The sequence below is a fragment of the Klebsiella sp. Sb-30 genome (assembly GCF_057652795.1).
In genome coordinates, this window is sequence record NZ_CM172749.1 from 469,436 (window position 1) to 486,438 (window position 17,003).

The following is a 17,003-nucleotide window of genomic DNA, read 5'->3' on the forward strand; positions in this document are numbered from 1 at the left end:
ACAATGCAGGGTTCTGTGACAGAGTTTCTAAAACCGCGCCTGGTCGATATCGAGCAAGTGAGTTCGACGCACGCCAAGGTGACCCTTGAGCCTTTAGAGCGTGGCTTTGGCCATACTCTGGGTAACGCACTGCGCCGTATTCTGCTCTCATCGATGCCGGGTTGCGCGGTGACCGAGGTTGAGATTGATGGTGTACTGCACGAGTACAGCACCAAAGAAGGCGTTCAGGAAGATATCCTTGAAATCCTGCTCAACCTGAAAGGGCTTGCGGTGAGAGTTCAGGGTAAAGATGAAGTCATCCTTACTTTGAATAAATCTGGCATTGGCCCTGTGACCGCAGCCGACATTACCCATGACGGTGATGTCGAAATCGTCAAGCCGCAACATGTGATCTGCCACCTGACCGATGAGAACGCTGCTATTAGCATGCGTATCAAAGTTCAGCGCGGTCGCGGTTATGTGCCGGCTTCTGCCCGAATTCATTCGGAAGAAGATGAGCGCCCAATCGGCCGTCTGCTGGTCGACGCATGCTACAGCCCGGTAGAGCGTATTGCCTACAATGTTGAAGCAGCGCGTGTAGAACAGCGTACCGACCTGGACAAGCTGGTCATCGAAATGGAAACCAACGGCACAATCGATCCTGAAGAGGCGATTCGTCGTGCGGCAACCATCCTGGCAGAACAACTGGAAGCTTTCGTTGACTTACGTGATGTACGTCAGCCGGAAGTGAAAGAAGAGAAACCAGAATTCGATCCGATCCTGCTGCGCCCTGTTGACGATCTCGAATTGACTGTCCGCTCTGCTAACTGCCTCAAGGCAGAAGCTATCCACTATATCGGTGATCTGGTACAGCGTACCGAGGTTGAGTTGCTGAAAACGCCGAACCTGGGTAAAAAATCTCTTACCGAGATTAAAGACGTGCTGGCTTCACGTGGTCTGTCTCTGGGCATGCGCCTGGAAAACTGGCCACCGGCAAGCATTGCTGACGAGTAACCGGATCACAGGTTAAGGTTTTACTGAGAAGGATAAGGTCATGCGCCATCGTAAGAGTGGTCGTCAACTGAACCGCAACAGCAGCCATCGCCAGGCTATGTTCCGTAACATGGCTGGTTCGCTGGTTCGTCATGAAATCATCAAGACGACCCTGCCGAAAGCGAAAGAACTGCGTCGCGTAGTTGAGCCGCTGATTACTCTTGCCAAGACTGATAGCGTTGCTAATCGTCGTCTGGCATTCGCCCGTACTCGTGATAACGAGATCGTGGCAAAACTGTTTAACGAGCTGGGCCCGCGTTTCGCGAGCCGCGCCGGTGGTTACACTCGCATTCTGAAGTGTGGCTTCCGTGCAGGCGACAACGCGCCGATGGCATACATCGAGCTGGTTGATCGTGCTGAGCTGAAAGCAGAAGCTGCTGCAGAGTAATCTGTAGTAACGTAAAAAAACCCGCCTCGGCGGGTTTTTTTATATCCTCGCTACGGCTGCTTCACTACAATATCTGTATTCTTTTTGTTCATCCCCGGAGCCGAATGATGTGGTTGCTGGATCAGTGGGCAGAACGCCATATCCTTGACGCACAAACCAAAGGCGAGTTTGATGATCTTCCTGGTCGTGGAGAGCCACTGACTTTGGACGATGACCTGCATGTGCCACCTGAACTACGCGCGGGCTACCGCTTACTCAAAAATGCCGGCTGTCTGCCTCCTGAACTTGAGCAACGACGAGAAGCCGTTGCGCTGGTCGATTTATTAAAAGCGGCCCGTCCGGACGATCCGCACTATGCAGAGCTCAGCCGCCGACTTGCGTTACTGGAACTGAAGTTACGCCAGGCAGGATTGAATACCGATTTTTTACGCGGTGAATATGCTGACAGGCTTCAGAATAAAATTGATGAGGAGTAGGTATGTACCGTATTGGTGAACTCGCAAAGCTGGCTGATGTCACACCCGATACCATTCGCTATTATGAAAAACAGCAGATGATGGCTCACGATGTACGTACAGAAGGTGGATTTCGCCTCTATACCGAGAACGACCTTCAGCGCCTGCGTTTCATCCGCTATGCCCGTCAGCTCGGGTTTACCCTTGAAGCGATCCGCGAATTATTGTCGATCCGTGTCGATCCGGAGCATCATACCTGTCAGGAGTCAAAAGGCATTGTTCAGGCACGCCTGAGCGAAGTCGACGCACGAATTAAAGAGCTACAAACAATGCGCCGTTCATTGCAACGACTCAATGAGGCCTGCTGCGGCACAGCTCATAGCAGCGTGTACTGTTCTATTCTCGAGGCCCTTGAGCAAGGAGCCAGTAGTGCTACGGTGGAACGTTGATTTTTTCATCGCGCGGATCTACACTCGCGCCGATCTCATTCACATTCAGGAGCTATTATGAGTCGCTATCAACATACGAAAGGGCAAATAAAAGACAATGCCATTGAGGCGTTGCTACATGACCCGTTATTCAGACAGAGAGTAGAAAAAAACCGGAAGGGGAAAGGCAGCTACCAACGTAAAGATAAACATGTGGGGCGGAATGACCGGGAGGCCAGTGGCAAAAGAGTGAATCACTTTTTTACCACTGGCCTTCTGCTTTCTGTTGCCTGATTACGAACGGTTATTCTGTTCTTTCAGCAGATCGCGAATCTCACTCAACAAGACTTCTTCTTTCGTTGGTGCCGGTGGCGCAGCAGGAGCTTCTGCCTTTTTGCGATTCAGGTTATTCATCAGCTTGATTGCCATAAAAATGGCAAAGGCCACGATCACGAAATCAAACACGTTCTGGATAAACACCCCATAATGCATTACAACAGCCGGGACATCGCCCTGTGCATCGCGTAACGTGACGGCGAACGATTTAAAATCAATTCCACCAATCAGCAGGCCAAGTGGCGGCATAATAATATCGGCAACCAGTGACGATACAATTTTACCAAATGCCGCACCAATGATGACACCCACTGCTAAATCAACAACATTCCCGCGCATCGCGAAGTCGCGAAACTCTTTTAAAATACTCATTTTATTCTCCATAAACCCGCTAACAGAAGTAAGTTTATCAAATGTATTTCCATTTGCCATTGCTGTTGAATAATTGCTAAAAAATATTATCCCCTGATATATAAAGGATAATCAAAAAGGGCGCCATACAGGCGCCCGTGCAATTAGAGGAAGAAAGGACTGGGTTGGAAAAGACGCTCGACGTCGGATATAAATTTTTTGTCGGTCAGAAACATAATGACGTGATCGCCCTGTTCAATACGCAGGTTATTATTCGCGATCATTACGTCATTGCCACGGACGACAGCACCGATGATCGTGCCCGGCGGTAGCTTGATCTCATCGATCGCGCGACCTACTACACGGGAGGTACTTTCATCGCCGTGAGCCACAGCTTCAATGGCCTCCGCGACACCGCGGCGCAGTGAGGAGACGCCAACAATATCAGCCTTACGGACATGGCTCAGCAGGGCGGAGATCGTGGCTTGCTGCGGCGATATAGCAATATCGATCACGCTACCCTGCACCAGATCGACGTAGGCTTTCCGCTGGATCAACACCATGACTTTTTTAGCGCCCATCCGTTTGGCCAGCATTGCGGACATGATATTAGCTTCATCGTCGTTGGTGACGGCAATAAAGAGATCCACTTGATCGATGTGTTCTTCCGCCAGCAGCTCCTGATCCGAGGCATCGCCATAGAAGACGATCGTATTCTGTAGTTTCTCCGCAAGCTCGGCGGCGCGTTGCTGATCGCGTTCGATCAGCTTAACGCTGTAATCTTTCTCAAGACGACGAGCAAGACCTGCGCCGATATTCCCCCCGCCAACCAGCATGATGCGCTTATAGGGTTTTTCCAGGCGCTGTAGCTCACTCATGACGGCACGAATATGCTGCGATGCGGCAATGAAGAATACTTCATCGCCGGCTTCAACGATTGTCGAACCCTGCGGGCGAATGGGCCTGTCGTGGCGGAAAATGGCCGCTACGCGAGTATCGATATGCGGCATATGTTCGCGCATTGTCGAGAGCGCATTCCCCACCAGTGGACCGCCGTAGTAGGCTTTTACCACCGCGAGGCTGACTTTACCTTCGGCAAAGTTTACGACCTGCAGTGCTCCCGGGTATTCAATAAGTCGGTAGATGTTGTCGATAACTAACTGTTCAGGGGCGATCAGATGATCGATAGGCACCGCTTCCGAGTGGAACAGTTTTTCGGCATCCCGTACATAATCCGGAGAACGGATACGCGCAATACGATTAGGCGTATTGAACAGTGAATAGGCAACCTGGCAGGCGACCATATTGGTTTCATCTGAACTGGTTACGGCAACCAGCATGTCGGCATCATCGGCGCCTGCTTCACGCAGCACGCGTGGATGGGAACCGTGCCCCTGAACAACGCGAAGGTCGAATTTATCCTGCAGGCTGCGCAGGCGGTCACCATTGGTGTCGACCAGGGTGATATCGTTGTTCTCTCCCACGAGGTTTTCCGCGAGAGTTCCGCCTACCTGACCGGCGCCCAGAATAATAATCTTCATCAGCAGTGATCCATTATTTCCGATGTTTGATCAGCTTAGCGTAAAAGAACCCGTCACCCTCTTCTGCGCCGGGCAAATTTTGCACGCCCGGCTGCTCAGGCGTGCCGGTGAGGCTGAGCTCTGCATCTGGCGTACGCTTCAGGAATGCAGCAATTTGCTGGCTATTCTCTTCCGGAAGAATTGAGCAGGTCGCGTAGACCAGTGTTCCGCCAGGTTTCAGGTGAGGCCAGATGGCGTCAAGAATCTCCGCCTGCAGCTGGGCCAGCTCGGCAATGTCGCGATCGCGGCGTAGCCATTTAATATCCGGATGACGACGAATGACGCCGGTTGCTGAACAGGGGGCATCGAGCAGAATGCGATCGAACTGTTCGTCTTCGCACCACTGAGCGGGATAGCGGCCATCACCCTGCTTCACCTGCGCTTTCATGCCGAGTCGCTTCAGGTTGTCATAGACACGCGACAGGCGCTGCTCATCAATATCAACCGCCAGGACGCTGGCCTGCGGCGCAACTTCCAGAATATGCGTCGTTTTACCGCCGGGGGCAGCACACAGGTCGAGGATTCTCTCGCCGTTTTCCGGGGTCAGGTAGCGCATACAGCCCTGGGCTGAAGCATCCTGGACGGTAACCCAGCCCTGGTCGAATCCTGGTAATGCCTGAACGGGGGCCGGCGTGGCCAGACGCACCGCATCCGGATAATCAGGGTGGGTAAACCCGTGCAGTCCGGCCTCTTCCAGCAGCGCAAGCCACTCATCGCGTGAATGATGACTGCGGTTTACGCGCAGCCACATGGGCGGGCGTTGGTTGTTTGCATCGACAATAGCCTGCCATTGCTGCGGCCATGATTTTTGCAGACGCTTGAGCAGCCATGCCGGATGAAGAAAACGACTCTCACTTTGGGCAAATTCGGCCAACAAAGCTTCCTGCTGGCGCTGAAACTGGCGTAAAACGCCGTTGATAAGTCCCTTCAACTGCAGGCGTTTGATGGCTACCGCGCCTTCCACCGTTTCTGCCAGCGCAGCATGGGCCGGAATGCGGGTATAGAGCAGCTGATAAAACCCCACCATAATTAAATAGTGAACGGTTCGCTGTTTGCCCGTCATCGGGCGAGCCATCAGTTTGTTAACCAGCCAGTCCAGCTGGCTGAGGGTGCGCAGGACACCAAAGCACAGTTCTTGCAGCAGCGCTTTGTCCTTTTCCCCGACCTTTTGCTGTAATGGCGGCAGAACGTTACTTAATGACTGACCTTGCTCGACAACCTGCTCAACGGCTTTCGCCGCCAGACTGCGTAAATTTAGATTTTTTTTCATAACCGCAAAATAAAAATGCCCGGTAAACCCGGGCCTTAGAAATGACTACCGTCAGGAGAGACGGTTACCGGGGATAAACCATTCCCGGCGAGAATTTAGCAAGTCCTGGGCGCTCATTGCTTTTTTACCTGCCGGCTGCAATGACTCGAGGTTCAGGATGCCATTGCCGGTTGCCACCTGAATGCCTTGCTTGCCAGCGGCCACGATCGTACCAGGTTCAGCACCGCTGGTTTCAGCAATGACGGATGCCTGCCACACTTTCACCGGTTGCTCATCAATTTCCAGCCAGCTCATGGGCCACGGGTTGAAGGCGCGAATACAACGTTCGAGCTGCGCAGCGGAAAGAGACCAGTCAATGCGCGCTTCTTCTTTACTGAGCTTCTCAGCGTAGGTCACCAATGCCTCATCCTGGACTTCCGGCTGAGTCGAGCCGTCTGCGAGCTGAGTTAACGTTTCCAGTAACCCTTGTGGGCCGAGCTCTGCCAGCTTGTCATACAGACTGGCGCTGGTATCTTGCGCAGCGATCGGGCAGGAGAGTTTATGCAGCATGTCTCCTGTATCCAGACCGACATCCATCTGCATGATGGTCACACCGGTTTCGGCATCACCCGCCCAGAGTGAGCGCTGTATAGGCGCCGCTCCGCGCCAGCGCGGCAGAAGAGAACCGTGGACGTTAATACAGCCAAGGCGCGGCATATCCAGAACCGCTTTTGGCAGAATCAGTCCATACGCGACGACGACCATGACATCGGCATTAAGCGAGGAGACCAGCTGCTGGTTTTCCTGTGGACGCAGGGATGCCGGCTGGAATACCGGCAAATTGTTAGCTTCAGCCAGCACTTTTACCGGGCTCGGCATGAGCTTTTTACCGCGGCCAGCGGGGCGATCGGGCTGGGTAAATACGCCAACGATCTGGTGCCCAGACGACAGCAGCGCATCGAGATGACGCGCTGCAAAATCGGGGGTTCCCGCAAAGATAATACGTAGTGATTGTGACACGTTAGTCCTTGTCCTCAGGCACGCGTACGCAAACGGTCCAGTTTTTCAACTTTCTGGCGAATACGCTGTTGTTTTAGCGGCGACAGATAATCGATAAACAGTTTGCCTACCAGGTGATCCATTTCATGCTGGATACAGATAGCCAGCAGGCCGTCAGCATTCAGTTCAAACGGCTTGCCTTCGCGATCCAATGCACGAATCTTCACGGTTTCGGCACGTGGCACCAGTGCACGCTGTTCCGGGATAGACAAGCAACCTTCTTCGATGCCCGTTTCACCGTCTTTTTCCAACAGCTCCGGGTTGATTAACACCAGCTGCTCTTCACGGTTTTCTGAGACATCGATAACGATAATGCGCTGATGAATATCCACCTGGGTAGCGGCCAGACCAATACCTTCTTCCGCGTACATCGTCTCGAACATATCATCGACGATACGTTGAATTTCCGCATTAACTTCTTTTACCGGTTCAGCGACTTTGCGAAGGCGCTCGTCCGGGATGTGTAACACTTGCAAAACTGCCATAAAGATCCAGAGTCGTATTCAGGAGTTGATAAGATTATTAGCTCTATTCTAGACAAAACCCCCTGTAATTGACAGTCTCGCTGTCCAATCGCAAAGATTGTTAAAGCCACTTATGGCAGGGGACAGGGATGGCACCTACGGAGATCTGGCTGCGTCTGATGAAGGTGAACGGCCTTTATGGTGACGGGATGGTGATGGCTGCCAGAATACTGCATGCAGCCCCGGTGCCAGATAGCGAAGTATTGTACGTCTGCGGGCTTAGCGCAGCGCAAGCGAAGCAATTTCTATCCGTTAGCCAACGAGAGCTTGAGTCTACCCTATTGTGGCTGGAGCAACCCGGGCGCCACCTGCTGCTGGCCGATAGTCCTTATTATCCACCCCGACTGCGCGCCATCGCTGACTATCCCGGCGCGCTTTTCGTTTGTGGGGATTTAGCCGTGTTAAGCAGTTTACAGCTGGCCGTTGTCGGCAGCCGCTCCCACTCCTGGTACGGTGCCCGGTGGGGGAAACAGTTCAGTGAAGACCTGGCGCATCTTGGTATCACCATTACCAGCGGCCTGGCGATCGGCATTGACGGCGTCGCTCACCGCGGCGCACTTGAGGCGCGCGGGAAGACTATCGGCGTACTTGGCAATGGGTTAGGCGCAATCTACCCACGTCGTCATCATGCATTAGCCGGAAAGATAGTGGAAAGCGGAGGAGCATTGCTGTCTGAGTTTCCCCTTTCAACCTCCCCGTGGCCGGGAAATTTCCCTCGTCGGAATCGAATTATCAGCGGACTCAGTATTGGCGTGCTGGTGATTGAGGCCGCTCTGAAAAGCGGCTCGCTGGTGACGGTTCGCTGTGCGCTGGAACAAGGAAGAGAGGTTTTTGCATTACCCGGGCCGGTAGGTAATCCGGGTTCCGAAGGCCCACACTGGCTGATTAAACAAGGCGCCATCCCCGTGACATCAGCGCAAGATATCATCGACCATTGCCAGCAGGAGCTGCGATGGCTCCAGGATGTGCCTGACAAGATAAATAATTGCATGGATCCGCCTCCCGTAGCATTGCCATTTCCAGAGCTCCTGGCTAACGTAGGAGATGAGGTAACACCTGTTGACGTTGTCGCTGAACGTGCCGGCCAATCTGTGCCAGTGACCGTAGCTCAGCTACTTGAACTGGAGTTAGCAGGCTGGATCGCAGCTGTACCCGGCGGCTATGTCCGATTAAGGAGGGCAAGCCATGTTCGACGTACTCATGTATTTGTTTGAGACTTACATCCAAAACGAAGCAGAAATGCGCGTGGACCAGGATAAACTGACCCGGGATCTCACCGATGCAGGATTCGATCGGGAAGATATCTACAACGCGTTGATGTGGCTCGAGAAACTGGCTGACTATCAGGAGGGGCTCGTTGCTCCCATGCAGCTTGCTTCTGACCCGCTCTCTTTGCGGATTTATACCGAAGAAGAGTGTCTGCGTCTGGATGCCAGTTGCCGGGGATTTTTATTATTCCTCGAGCAAATTCAGGTGTTGAACCTCGAAACGCGGGAAATGGTGATAGAGCGTGTGCTGGCTCTGGATACAGCAGAATTTGATCTGGAAGACCTGAAATGGGTGATCCTGATGGTACTGTTTAATATTCCGGGCTGCGAAAATGCCTATCAACAAATGGAAGAATTACTCTTCGAAGTAAATGAAGGTATGCTGCACTAATCTTATTGCGGCAACATCGAGTTGTTATGACCAAATCAGCACTGTTTTCGGTGCGTAAAAATGAGCCCTGCCCACAGTGCGGGGCTGAACTGGTAATCCGCTCCGGGAAACACGGGCCGTTTCTCGGCTGCTCGCACTATCCGGACTGTGACTATGTCCGTCCGCTGAAAAATCAGGCGGACGGACATATCGTAAAGGTACTGGAGGGGCAGGAGTGTCCGTCTTGCGGTGCCGTTATGGTGTTGCGCCAGGGGCGCTTCGGTATGTTTATTGGTTGCAGCCGTTATCCGGAATGTGAGCATACTGAAACTATTGATAAGCCTGACGAAACAGCAATTTCCTGCCCGCAGTGTGGGCAAGGGCAGCTGGTTCAGCGCCGTTCTCGTTTCGGCAAAACCTTTCATTCCTGCGATCGTTACCCCGATTGCCAGTTCGTTATCAACTTCAAACCGGTAGCGGGTGAATGCCCTGAATGCCACTATCCGCTATTAATCGAAAAGAAAACGGCGCAGGGCGTCAGACGCTTTTGTGCCAGTAAACAATGTGGAAAGCCGATCCCGGCGGAACAAATCAGTGAATAAGAACCTGCACTTAGAAACCGTCGCCCATGCCGTGACGGTACTGCATAACGAACATGTCATCGCCTATCCAACAGAAGCCGTTTTTGGCGTAGGTTGCGATCCTGACAGCGAAGCGGCGGTCATGCGCCTGCTGGCGCTTAAACAACGCCCCGTTGAGAAGGGGCTCATCCTGATCGCGGCCAGCTACGAACAGCTGATACCTTATATTGATGATTCGCAGCTTAATGATACACAGCGAGCGGCGATCTTCTCCTGCTGGCCGGGGCCGGTCACTTTTGTCTTTCCGGCTCGTGCCACAACGCCACGCTGGCTGACCGGGCGCTTCGATTCCCTGGCGGTACGCGTCAGCGATCATCCGCTGGTGGTCGAATTGTGTGAGGCCTATGGCAAACCGCTGGTTTCAACCAGCGCGAATTTATCCGGTCAGCCGCCTTGCCGCACCACGGCTGAAGTTCTGGCTCAGTTTGGCGCCAGTTTCCCGGTTGTCGATGGTGCAACGGGGGGGCGTCAGAATCCGTCTGAAATTCGCGATGCCCTGACGGGCGAACTCTTTCGCCAGGGGTAATTTATGCAAACCTACGCTGTCTTCGGAAATCCGATCGCCCACAGTAAGTCCCCCTCTATTCACCAGCGCTTTGCGCAACAGCTGCAGATTGCACATCCGTATGGGCGGGTTCTGGCGCCGCTGGACGATTTTATCCATACCCTGGATACCTTCTTCGCCGAAGGGGGAAAGGGCGCTAACGTTACCGTTCCATTCAAGGAAGAAGCGTTTGCCCGAGCGGATGAACTGACTGAGCGCGCGGCTCTGGCGGGGGCGGTGAATACCCTAAAGAGGCTGGATGATGGGCGTTTGTTGGGGGACAACACCGACGGGATTGGACTGCTGAGCGATCTGGAGCGGCTGGAGTTCATTAAACCGGGCTATCGGGTATTGCTTATTGGGGCCGGCGGCGCATCGCGGGGTGTCTTGTTACCCCTGCTATCACTGGATTGCGCTGTCACTATCGTCAACCGGACTTATTCCCGCGCGCAGGAGCTGGCGACGCTCTTTGCGCATACCGGTAGTGTATGCGCGCTTGAGATGGAATCGCTGGCTGGGCATGAGTTCGATCTCATTATTAATGCAACTTCCAGCGGTATCAGCGGTGATGTGCCGGCAGTTCCCGCGTCCTTAATCGATACGCACGTCTATTGTTATGACATGTTTTATCAGAAGGGCTGCACACCGTTTTTACACTGGTGCCAGAGTCATGGTGCGAAAATGTGTGCCGATGGGCTGGGTATGCTGGTGGCGCAGGCCGCCCACGCATTTCTGCTCTGGCATGGAGTCCTGCCAGAGATTACGCCGGTTATTCAGGCTTTGCATAAGGAACTGAATACGTGAATCAGGCGATTCAGTTTCCTGACAGAGAAGAGTGGGAGACCGACCGGCAGTGTGTCACCTTTCCCGCGCTGGTTAATGGTATGCAGCTCACCTGTGCAATCAGAGGCGCAACGTTACAGCAGCGCTTCGGCGGTGATACTCCTGAGCAGTGGCTGGCCGCGTTTTGTCTCCATCGCTGGGATCTGGAAGAAGAAGCTGAAGCATTGATCCGCGACCAGCAGGAAGATGATCAGGGCTGGGTGTGGGTCTTCTGATCCAGATAATCGTTTTTCCATTTCACATAGTTGTTTGCTGAATAGAGCAGACCTGCCCGCTCCGCCTCCGTCAGGGGGCGGATTTGTTTCACCGGGTTGCCAAAATAGAGATAGCCGCTTTCCAGCCGTTTGTTTTGCGGGACCAGGCTACCGGCGCCAATCATCACATCGTCTTCTACCACAACGCCATCCAGTAAAATCGAACCCATGCCAACCAGCACCCGATTGCCAATAGTACAACCGTGCAGCATGACCTTGTGACCGACGGTGACCTCTTCGCCAATGATCAGCGGATTCCCCTCAGGGTTAGAGGAGGATTTGTGGGTGACATGCAGCACGCTACCGTCCTGAATGTTAGTACGGGCACCGATTGCCACGTAGTTAACATCTCCGCGAATAGCGACCAGCGGCCAGATGCTGACATCATCGGCCATTCGGACATCGCCGATCGCTACGCTGGTGGCATCGATCATCACTCGCTGGCCGGTTTGTGGGAATAAATCTTTATAAGGACGTAAATTAGCGGACATGGTTACCTCAATAAACCTGGGTTGTACGAAGACTTTGGTGGCTTTTGCTGCCACCTGCAACCCCTTATTGTGGTGAAAATTGAGCAATCTGAACAATAACGCCGCGAAAAGGGCGAAAAAACATCACTTGGAAAAAAAGATCGATAAAAGACTTGTGCAATAAAATGGGATCCCTATAATGCGCTCCCACTGACACGGCACATGTGAACGAGTTCACAGAGTAAGCCGGGTCGGCAGAGAAAAAATTCTGAAATTCAGGGTTGACTCTGAAAGAGGAAAGCGTAATATACGCCACCTCGCGACAGAGCGCTCAGCGCCGTCGCACTGCTCTTTAACAATTTATCAGACAATCTGTGTGGGCACTCAAAGTGACATGGATTCTTAACGTCCTCGGACGAAAAATGAATACCAAGTCTCTGAGTGAACACGTAATTCATTACGAAGTTTAATTCACGAGCATCAAACTTAAATTGAAGAGTTTGATCATGGCTCAGATTGAACGCTGGCGGCAGGCCTAACACATGCAAGTCGAGCGGTAGCACAGAGAGCTTGCTCTCGGGTGACGAGCGGCGGACGGGTGAGTAATGTCTGGGAAACTGCCTGATGGAGGGGGATAACTACTGGAAACGGTAGCTAATACCGCATAACGTCGCAAGACCAAAGTGGGGGACCTTCGGGCCTCATGCCATCAGATGTGCCCAGATGGGATTAGCTAGTAGGTGGGGTAATGGCTCACCTAGGCGACGATCCCTAGCTGGTCTGAGAGGATGACCAGCCACACTGGAACTGAGACACGGTCCAGACTCCTACGGGAGGCAGCAGTGGGGAATATTGCACAATGGGCGCAAGCCTGATGCAGCCATGCCGCGTGTATGAAGAAGGCCTTCGGGTTGTAAAGTACTTTCAGCGAGGAGGAAGGCATTAAGGTTAATAACCTTAGTGATTGACGTTACTCGCAGAAGAAGCACCGGCTAACTCCGTGCCAGCAGCCGCGGTAATACGGAGGGTGCAAGCGTTAATCGGAATTACTGGGCGTAAAGCGCACGCAGGCGGTCTGTTAAGTCAGATGTGAAATCCCCGGGCTCAACCTGGGAACTGCATTTGAAACTGGCAGGCTTGAGTCTTGTAGAGGGGGGTAGAATTCCAGGTGTAGCGGTGAAATGCGTAGAGATCTGGAGGAATACCGGTGGCGAAGGCGGCCCCCTGGACAAAGACTGACGCTCAGGTGCGAAAGCGTGGGGAGCAAACAGGATTAGATACCCTGGTAGTCCACGCTGTAAACGATGTCGACTTGGAGGTTGTTCCCTTGAGGAGTGGCTTCCGGAGCTAACGCGTTAAGTCGACCGCCTGGGGAGTACGGCCGCAAGGTTAAAACTCAAATGAATTGACGGGGGCCCGCACAAGCGGTGGAGCATGTGGTTTAATTCGATGCAACGCGAAGAACCTTACCTACTCTTGACATCCAGAGAACTTAGCAGAGATGCTTTGGTGCCTTCGGGAACTCTGAGACAGGTGCTGCATGGCTGTCGTCAGCTCGTGTTGTGAAATGTTGGGTTAAGTCCCGCAACGAGCGCAACCCTTATCCTTTGTTGCCAGCGGTTCGGCCGGGAACTCAAAGGAGACTGCCAGTGATAAACTGGAGGAAGGTGGGGATGACGTCAAGTCATCATGGCCCTTACGAGTAGGGCTACACACGTGCTACAATGGCATATACAAAGAGAAGCGACCTCGCGAGAGCAAGCGGACCTCATAAAGTATGTCGTAGTCCGGATTGGAGTCTGCAACTCGACTCCATGAAGTCGGAATCGCTAGTAATCGTAGATCAGAATGCTACGGTGAATACGTTCCCGGGCCTTGTACACACCGCCCGTCACACCATGGGAGTGGGTTGCAAAAGAAGTAGGTAGCTTAACCTTCGGGAGGGCGCTTACCACTTTGTGATTCATGACTGGGGTGAAGTCGTAACAAGGTAACCGTAGGGGAACCTGCGGTTGGATCACCTCCTTACCTGAAAGAACCTGCCTTTGTAGTGTCCACACAGATTGTCTGATGAATGATAAATTTCAAAATGTACTGAGAAGTGCATTGTGAAATTTTGCTCTTTAAAAATCTGGATCAAGCTGAAAATTGAAACGACACACTGTTTCCTTTCTCCGTAATAAGAGAGGAAAAGCGGTGTGTTCGAGTCTCTCAAATTTTCGCAACGCGGACTGTTTTACGAAACAGTTTCGGGTTGTGAGGTTAAGCGACTAAGCGTACACGGTGGATGCCCTGGCAGTCAGAGGCGATGAAGGACGTGCTAATCTGCGATAAGCGTCGGTAAGGTGATATGAACCGTTATAACCGGCGATTTCCGAATGGGGAAACCCAGTGCAATTCGTTGCACTATCGTTAAGTGAATACATAGCTTAACGAAGCGAACCGGGGGAACTGAAACATCTAAGTACCCCGAGGAAAAGAAATCAACCGAGATTCCCCCAGTAGCGGCGAGCGAACGGGGAGCAGCCCAGAGTCTGAATCAGCGCGTGTGTTAGTGGAACGGTCTGGAAAGTCCGGCGGTACAGGGTGATAGCCCCGTACACTAAAATGCACACGTTGTGAACTCGAAGAGTAGGGCGGGACACGTGGTATCCTGTCTGAATATGGGGGGACCATCCTCCAAGGCTAAATACTCCTGACTGACCGATAGTGAACCAGTACCGTGAGGGAAAGGCGAAAAGAACCCCGGCGAGGGGAGTGAAAAAGAACCTGAAACCGTGTACGTACAAGCAGTGGGAGCCTACTTGTTAGGTGACTGCGTACCTTTTGTATAATGGGTCAGCGACTTATATTCTGTAGCAAGGTTAACCGTATAGGGGAGCCGCAGGGAAACCGAGTCTTAACTGGGCGTTAAGTTGCAGGGTATAGACCCGAAACCCGGTGATCTAGCCATGGGCAGGTTGAAGGTTGGGTAACACTAACTGGAGGACCGAACCGACTAATGTTGAAAAATTAGCGGATGACTTGTGGCTGGGGGTGAAAGGCCAATCAAACCGGGAGATAGCTGGTTCTCCCCGAAAGCTATTTAGGTAGCGCCTCGTGAACTCATCTTCGGGGGTAGAGCACTGTTTCGGCTAGGGGGGCATCCCGACTTACCAACCCGATGCAAACTACGAATACCGAAGAATGTTATCACGGGAGACACACGGCGGGTGCTAACGTCCGTCGTGAAGAGGGAAACAACCCAGACCGCCAGCTAAGGTCCCAAAGTCATGGTTAAGTGGGAAACGATGTGGGAAGGCACAGACAGCCAGGATGTTGGCTTAGAAGCAGCCATCATTTAAAGAAAGCGTAATAGCTCACTGGTCGAGTCGGCCTGCGCGGAAGATGTAACGGGGCTAAACCATGCACCGAAGCTGCGGCAGCGACACTATGTGTTGTTGGGTAGGGGAGCGTTCTGTAAGCCGTTGAAGGTGGCCTGTGAGGGTTGCTGGAGGTATCAGAAGTGCGAATGCTGACATAAGTAACGATAAAGCGGGTGAAAAGCCCGCTCGCCGGAAGACCAAGGGTTCCTGTCCAACGTTAATCGGGGCAGGGTGAGTCGACCCCTAAGGCGAGGCCGAAAGGCGTAGTCGATGGGAAACAGGTTAATATTCCTGTACTCGGTGTTACTGCGAAGGGGGGACGGAGAAGGCTATGTTAGCCGGGCGACGGTTGTCCCGGTTTAAGCATGTAGGCGGAACGATTAGGTAAATCCGGTCGTTTATTCAACGCTGAGGTGTGATGACGAGGCACTACGGTGCTGAAGTAACAAATGCCCTGCTTCCAGGAAAAGCCTCTAAGCATCAGGTAACAACGAATCGTACCCCAAACCGACACAGGTGGTCAGGTAGAGAATACCAAGGCGCTTGAGAGAACTCGGGTGAAGGAACTAGGCAAAATGGTGCCGTAACTTCGGGAGAAGGCACGCTGATGGTAGGTGAAGCGACTTGCTCGTGGAGCTGAAATCAGTCGAAGATACCAGCTGGCTGCAACTGTTTATTAAAAACACAGCACTGTGCAAACACGAAAGTGGACGTATACGGTGTGACGCCTGCCCGGTGCCGGAAGGTTAATTGATGGGGTTATCCGTAAGGAGAAGCTCTTGATCGAAGCCCCGGTAAACGGCGGCCGTAACTATAACGGTCCTAAGGTAGCGAAATTCCTTGTCGGGTAAGTTCCGACCTGCACGAATGGCGTAATGATGGCCAGGCTGTCTCCACCCGAGACTCAGTGAAATTGAACTCGCTGTGAAGATGCAGTGTACCCGCGGCAAGACGGAAAGACCCCGTGAACCTTTACTATAGCTTGACACTGAACATTGAGCCTTGATGTGTAGGATAGGTGGGAGGCTTTGAAGTGTGGACGCCAGTCTGCATGGAGCCAACCTTGAAATACCACCCTTTAATGTTTGATGTTCTAACGTAGACCCGTGATCCGGGTTGCGGACAGTGTCTGGTGGGTAGTTTGACTGGGGCGGTCTCCTCCCAAAGAGTAACGGAGGAGCACGAAGGTTAGCTAATCCTGGTCGGACATCAGGAGGTTAGTGCAATGGCATAAGCTAGCTTGACTGCGAGCGTGACGGCGCGAGCAGGTGCGAAAGCAGGTCATAGTGATCCGGTGGTTCTGAATGGAAGGGCCATCGCTCAACGGATAAAAGGTACTCCGGGGATAACAGGCTGATACCGCCCAAGAGTTCATATCGACGGCGGTGTTTGGCACCTCGATGTCGGCTCATCACATCCTGGGGCTGAAGTAGGTCCCAAGGGTATGGCTGTTCGCCATTTAAAGTGGTACGCGAGCTGGGTTTAGAACGTCGTGAGACAGTTCGGTCCCTATCTGCCGTGGGCGCTGGAGAATTGAGGGGGGCTGCTCCTAGTACGAGAGGACCGGAGTGGACGCATCACTGGTGTTCGGGTTGTCATGCCAATGGCATTGCCCGGTAGCTAAATGCGGAAAAGATAAGTGCTGAAAGCATCTAAGCACGAAACTTGCCCCGAGATGAGTTCTCCCTGACTCCTTGAGAGTCCTGAAGGAACGTTGAAGACGACGACGTTGATAGGTCGGGTGTGTAAGCGTAGCGATACGTTGAGCTAACCGATACTAATGAACCGTGAGGCTTAACCTTACAACGCCGAAGCTGTTTTGGCGAAGAGACGCAATGTTCAGCTT

At 52.8% G+C, this 17,003-nt stretch carries 17 protein-coding genes and 2 rRNA genes; 13 read left to right on the forward strand and 6 right to left on the reverse strand.

The window, feature by feature from the left end; genetic code table 11:
• The first annotated feature begins 3 nt into the window (after nt 1-3).
• The 5 genes from AC236I_RS02220 to AC236I_RS02240 all read left to right on the forward strand — a co-directional run bounded on the left by AC236I_RS02220 (nt 4) and on the right by AC236I_RS02240 (nt 2,597).
• The gene (locus tag AC236I_RS02220) at nt 4-993 is read left to right on the forward strand and encodes a DNA-directed RNA polymerase subunit alpha (RefSeq protein ID WP_002919219.1); all 990 of its coding nucleotides are present in this window, start codon (nt 4-6) and stop codon (nt 991-993) included.
• A gap of 40 nt (nt 994-1,033) precedes the next feature.
• Nucleotides 1,034-1,420: a 50S ribosomal protein L17 gene (gene rplQ / locus AC236I_RS02225; RefSeq protein ID WP_004868344.1), complete on the forward strand. Its 387-nt coding sequence runs from the start codon at nt 1,034-1,036 to the stop codon at nt 1,418-1,420.
• Between the two features lie 107 nt (nt 1,421-1,527).
• Nucleotides 1,528-1,896, forward strand: coding sequence for a DnaJ family domain-containing protein (locus tag AC236I_RS02230; RefSeq protein ID WP_004868343.1), 369 nt, complete (start codon nt 1,528-1,530; stop codon nt 1,894-1,896).
• 2 nt (nt 1,897-1,898) lie between these two features.
• Nucleotides 1,899-2,324, forward strand: coding sequence for a Zn(2+)-responsive transcriptional regulator (zntR, locus tag AC236I_RS02235; RefSeq protein ID WP_015585629.1), 426 nt, complete (start codon nt 1,899-1,901; stop codon nt 2,322-2,324).
• A gap of 57 nt (nt 2,325-2,381) precedes the next feature.
• Nucleotides 2,382-2,597, forward strand: coding sequence for an alternative ribosome-rescue factor A (locus tag AC236I_RS02240; RefSeq protein WP_004868338.1), 216 nt, complete (start codon nt 2,382-2,384; stop codon nt 2,595-2,597).
• Here AC236I_RS02240 and mscL read toward each other — a convergent pair whose 3' ends face one another.
• The 5 genes from mscL to def all read right to left on the reverse strand — a co-directional run bounded on the left by mscL (nt 2,598) and on the right by def (nt 7,363).
• Nucleotides 2,598-3,011, reverse strand: a complete 414-nt coding sequence (gene mscL / locus AC236I_RS02245) for a large-conductance mechanosensitive channel protein MscL (protein WP_004868336.1) — start codon at nt 3,009-3,011, stop codon at nt 2,598-2,600. It abuts the gene before it with no gap.
• A gap of 143 nt (nt 3,012-3,154) precedes the next feature.
• Nucleotides 3,155-4,531, reverse strand: coding sequence for a Trk system potassium transporter TrkA (gene trkA, locus AC236I_RS02250; RefSeq protein WP_004868333.1), 1,377 nt, complete (start codon nt 4,529-4,531; stop codon nt 3,155-3,157).
• 13 nt (nt 4,532-4,544) lie between these two features.
• Entirely contained in the window at nt 4,545-5,840 is a 1,296-nt protein-coding gene (rsmB, locus tag AC236I_RS02255; RefSeq protein WP_065907151.1) for a 16S rRNA (cytosine(967)-C(5))-methyltransferase RsmB, read from the reverse strand.
• Nucleotides 5,841-5,891: 51 nt separating this feature from the next.
• Nucleotides 5,892-6,839: a methionyl-tRNA formyltransferase gene (gene fmt / locus AC236I_RS02260; protein WP_015585632.1), complete on the reverse strand. Its 948-nt coding sequence runs from the start codon at nt 6,837-6,839 to the stop codon at nt 5,892-5,894.
• A gap of 14 nt (nt 6,840-6,853) precedes the next feature.
• Nucleotides 6,854-7,363: a peptide deformylase gene (def, locus tag AC236I_RS02265; protein ID WP_004868326.1), complete on the reverse strand. Its 510-nt coding sequence runs from the start codon at nt 7,361-7,363 to the stop codon at nt 6,854-6,856.
• A 128-nt stretch (nt 7,364-7,491) separates the two neighbouring features.
• Between def and dprA the strand changes: the two genes are divergently transcribed.
• The 6 genes from dprA to AC236I_RS02295 are packed head-to-tail and all read left to right on the forward strand — an operon-like array spanning nt 7,492 to nt 11,283.
• On the forward strand, nt 7,492-8,616 hold the full coding sequence (gene dprA, locus AC236I_RS02270) for a DNA-protecting protein DprA (RefSeq protein WP_004868325.1): 1,125 nt from the start codon (nt 7,492-7,494) through the stop codon (nt 8,614-8,616).
• Nucleotides 8,588-9,061: a DUF494 family protein Smg gene (gene smg / locus AC236I_RS02275; protein ID WP_004868322.1), complete on the forward strand. Its 474-nt coding sequence runs from the start codon at nt 8,588-8,590 to the stop codon at nt 9,059-9,061. Before dprA ends, smg begins: the two co-directional genes overlap by 29 nt.
• A gap of 26 nt (nt 9,062-9,087) precedes the next feature.
• Nucleotides 9,088-9,642, forward strand: coding sequence for a DNA topoisomerase family protein (locus AC236I_RS02280; protein WP_004868321.1), 555 nt, complete (start codon nt 9,088-9,090; stop codon nt 9,640-9,642).
• Nucleotides 9,635-10,207 carry an L-threonylcarbamoyladenylate synthase type 1 TsaC gene (tsaC, locus tag AC236I_RS02285; protein ID WP_268961852.1) on the forward strand — a complete coding sequence of 191 codons (573 nt, stop codon included), beginning with the start codon at nt 9,635-9,637 and terminating at the stop codon, nt 10,205-10,207. The genes AC236I_RS02280 and tsaC overlap by 8 nt, the downstream gene beginning before the upstream one ends.
• Nucleotides 10,208-10,210: 3 nt before the next feature.
• Nucleotides 10,211-11,029 (forward strand): shikimate dehydrogenase, encoded by an 819-nt coding sequence (gene aroE, locus AC236I_RS02290; RefSeq protein WP_004868316.1) that lies wholly within the window; start codon nt 10,211-10,213, stop codon nt 11,027-11,029.
• Nucleotides 11,026-11,283: a DUF1488 family protein gene (locus AC236I_RS02295; protein WP_487608680.1), complete on the forward strand. Its 258-nt coding sequence runs from the start codon at nt 11,026-11,028 to the stop codon at nt 11,281-11,283. Before aroE ends, AC236I_RS02295 begins: the two co-directional genes overlap by 4 nt.
• Here the strand turns inward: AC236I_RS02295 and AC236I_RS02300 are convergent.
• Nucleotides 11,259-11,813, reverse strand: a complete 555-nt coding sequence (locus tag AC236I_RS02300; protein ID WP_487608681.1) for a gamma carbonic anhydrase family protein — start codon at nt 11,811-11,813, stop codon at nt 11,259-11,261. The genes AC236I_RS02295 and AC236I_RS02300 overlap by 25 nt on opposite strands.
• A gap of 467 nt (nt 11,814-12,280) precedes the next feature.
• Between AC236I_RS02300 and AC236I_RS02305 the strand changes: the two genes are divergently transcribed.
• Nucleotides 12,281-13,820 (forward strand): 16S ribosomal RNA (locus tag AC236I_RS02305).
• Between the two features lie 232 nt (nt 13,821-14,052).
• Nucleotides 14,053-16,959, forward strand: a 23S ribosomal RNA gene (locus tag AC236I_RS02310).
• Together the 16S and 23S rRNA genes form the textbook arrangement of a ribosomal RNA operon.
• Nucleotides 16,960-17,003 lie beyond the last annotated feature (44 nt).

Excerpts from the sequence above, each read along its gene's own strand:
- AC236I_RS02300 (WP_487608681.1), bottom strand. The coding sequence starts at position 11,813 with ATGTCCGCTAATTTACGTCCTTATAAAGATTTATTCCCACAAACCGGC.
- def (WP_004868326.1), bottom strand. The coding sequence starts at position 7,363 with ATGGCAGTTTTGCAAGTGTTACACATCCCGGACGAGCGCCTTCGCAAA.
- AC236I_RS02280 (WP_004868321.1), top strand. The coding sequence starts at position 9,088 with ATGACCAAATCAGCACTGTTTTCGGTGCGTAAAAATGAGCCCTGCCCA.
- mscL (WP_004868336.1), bottom strand. The coding sequence starts at position 3,011 with ATGAGTATTTTAAAAGAGTTTCGCGACTTCGCGATGCGCGGGAATGTT.
- zntR (WP_015585629.1), top strand. The coding sequence starts at position 1,899 with ATGTACCGTATTGGTGAACTCGCAAAGCTGGCTGATGTCACACCCGAT.
- AC236I_RS02220 (WP_002919219.1), top strand. The coding sequence starts at position 4 with ATGCAGGGTTCTGTGACAGAGTTTCTAAAACCGCGCCTGGTCGATATC.
- dprA (WP_004868325.1), top strand. The coding sequence starts at position 7,492 with ATGGCACCTACGGAGATCTGGCTGCGTCTGATGAAGGTGAACGGCCTT.
- aroE (WP_004868316.1), top strand. The coding sequence starts at position 10,211 with ATGCAAACCTACGCTGTCTTCGGAAATCCGATCGCCCACAGTAAGTCC.
- smg (WP_004868322.1), top strand. The coding sequence starts at position 8,588 with ATGTTCGACGTACTCATGTATTTGTTTGAGACTTACATCCAAAACGAA.
- AC236I_RS02240 (WP_004868338.1), top strand. The coding sequence starts at position 2,382 with ATGAGTCGCTATCAACATACGAAAGGGCAAATAAAAGACAATGCCATT.
- rplQ (WP_004868344.1), top strand. The coding sequence starts at position 1,034 with ATGCGCCATCGTAAGAGTGGTCGTCAACTGAACCGCAACAGCAGCCAT.
- AC236I_RS02230 (WP_004868343.1), top strand. The coding sequence starts at position 1,528 with ATGTGGTTGCTGGATCAGTGGGCAGAACGCCATATCCTTGACGCACAA.
- rsmB (WP_065907151.1), bottom strand. The coding sequence starts at position 5,840 with ATGAAAAAAAATCTAAATTTACGCAGTCTGGCGGCGAAAGCCGTTGAG.
- trkA (WP_004868333.1), bottom strand. The coding sequence starts at position 4,531 with ATGAAGATTATTATTCTGGGCGCCGGTCAGGTAGGCGGAACTCTCGCG.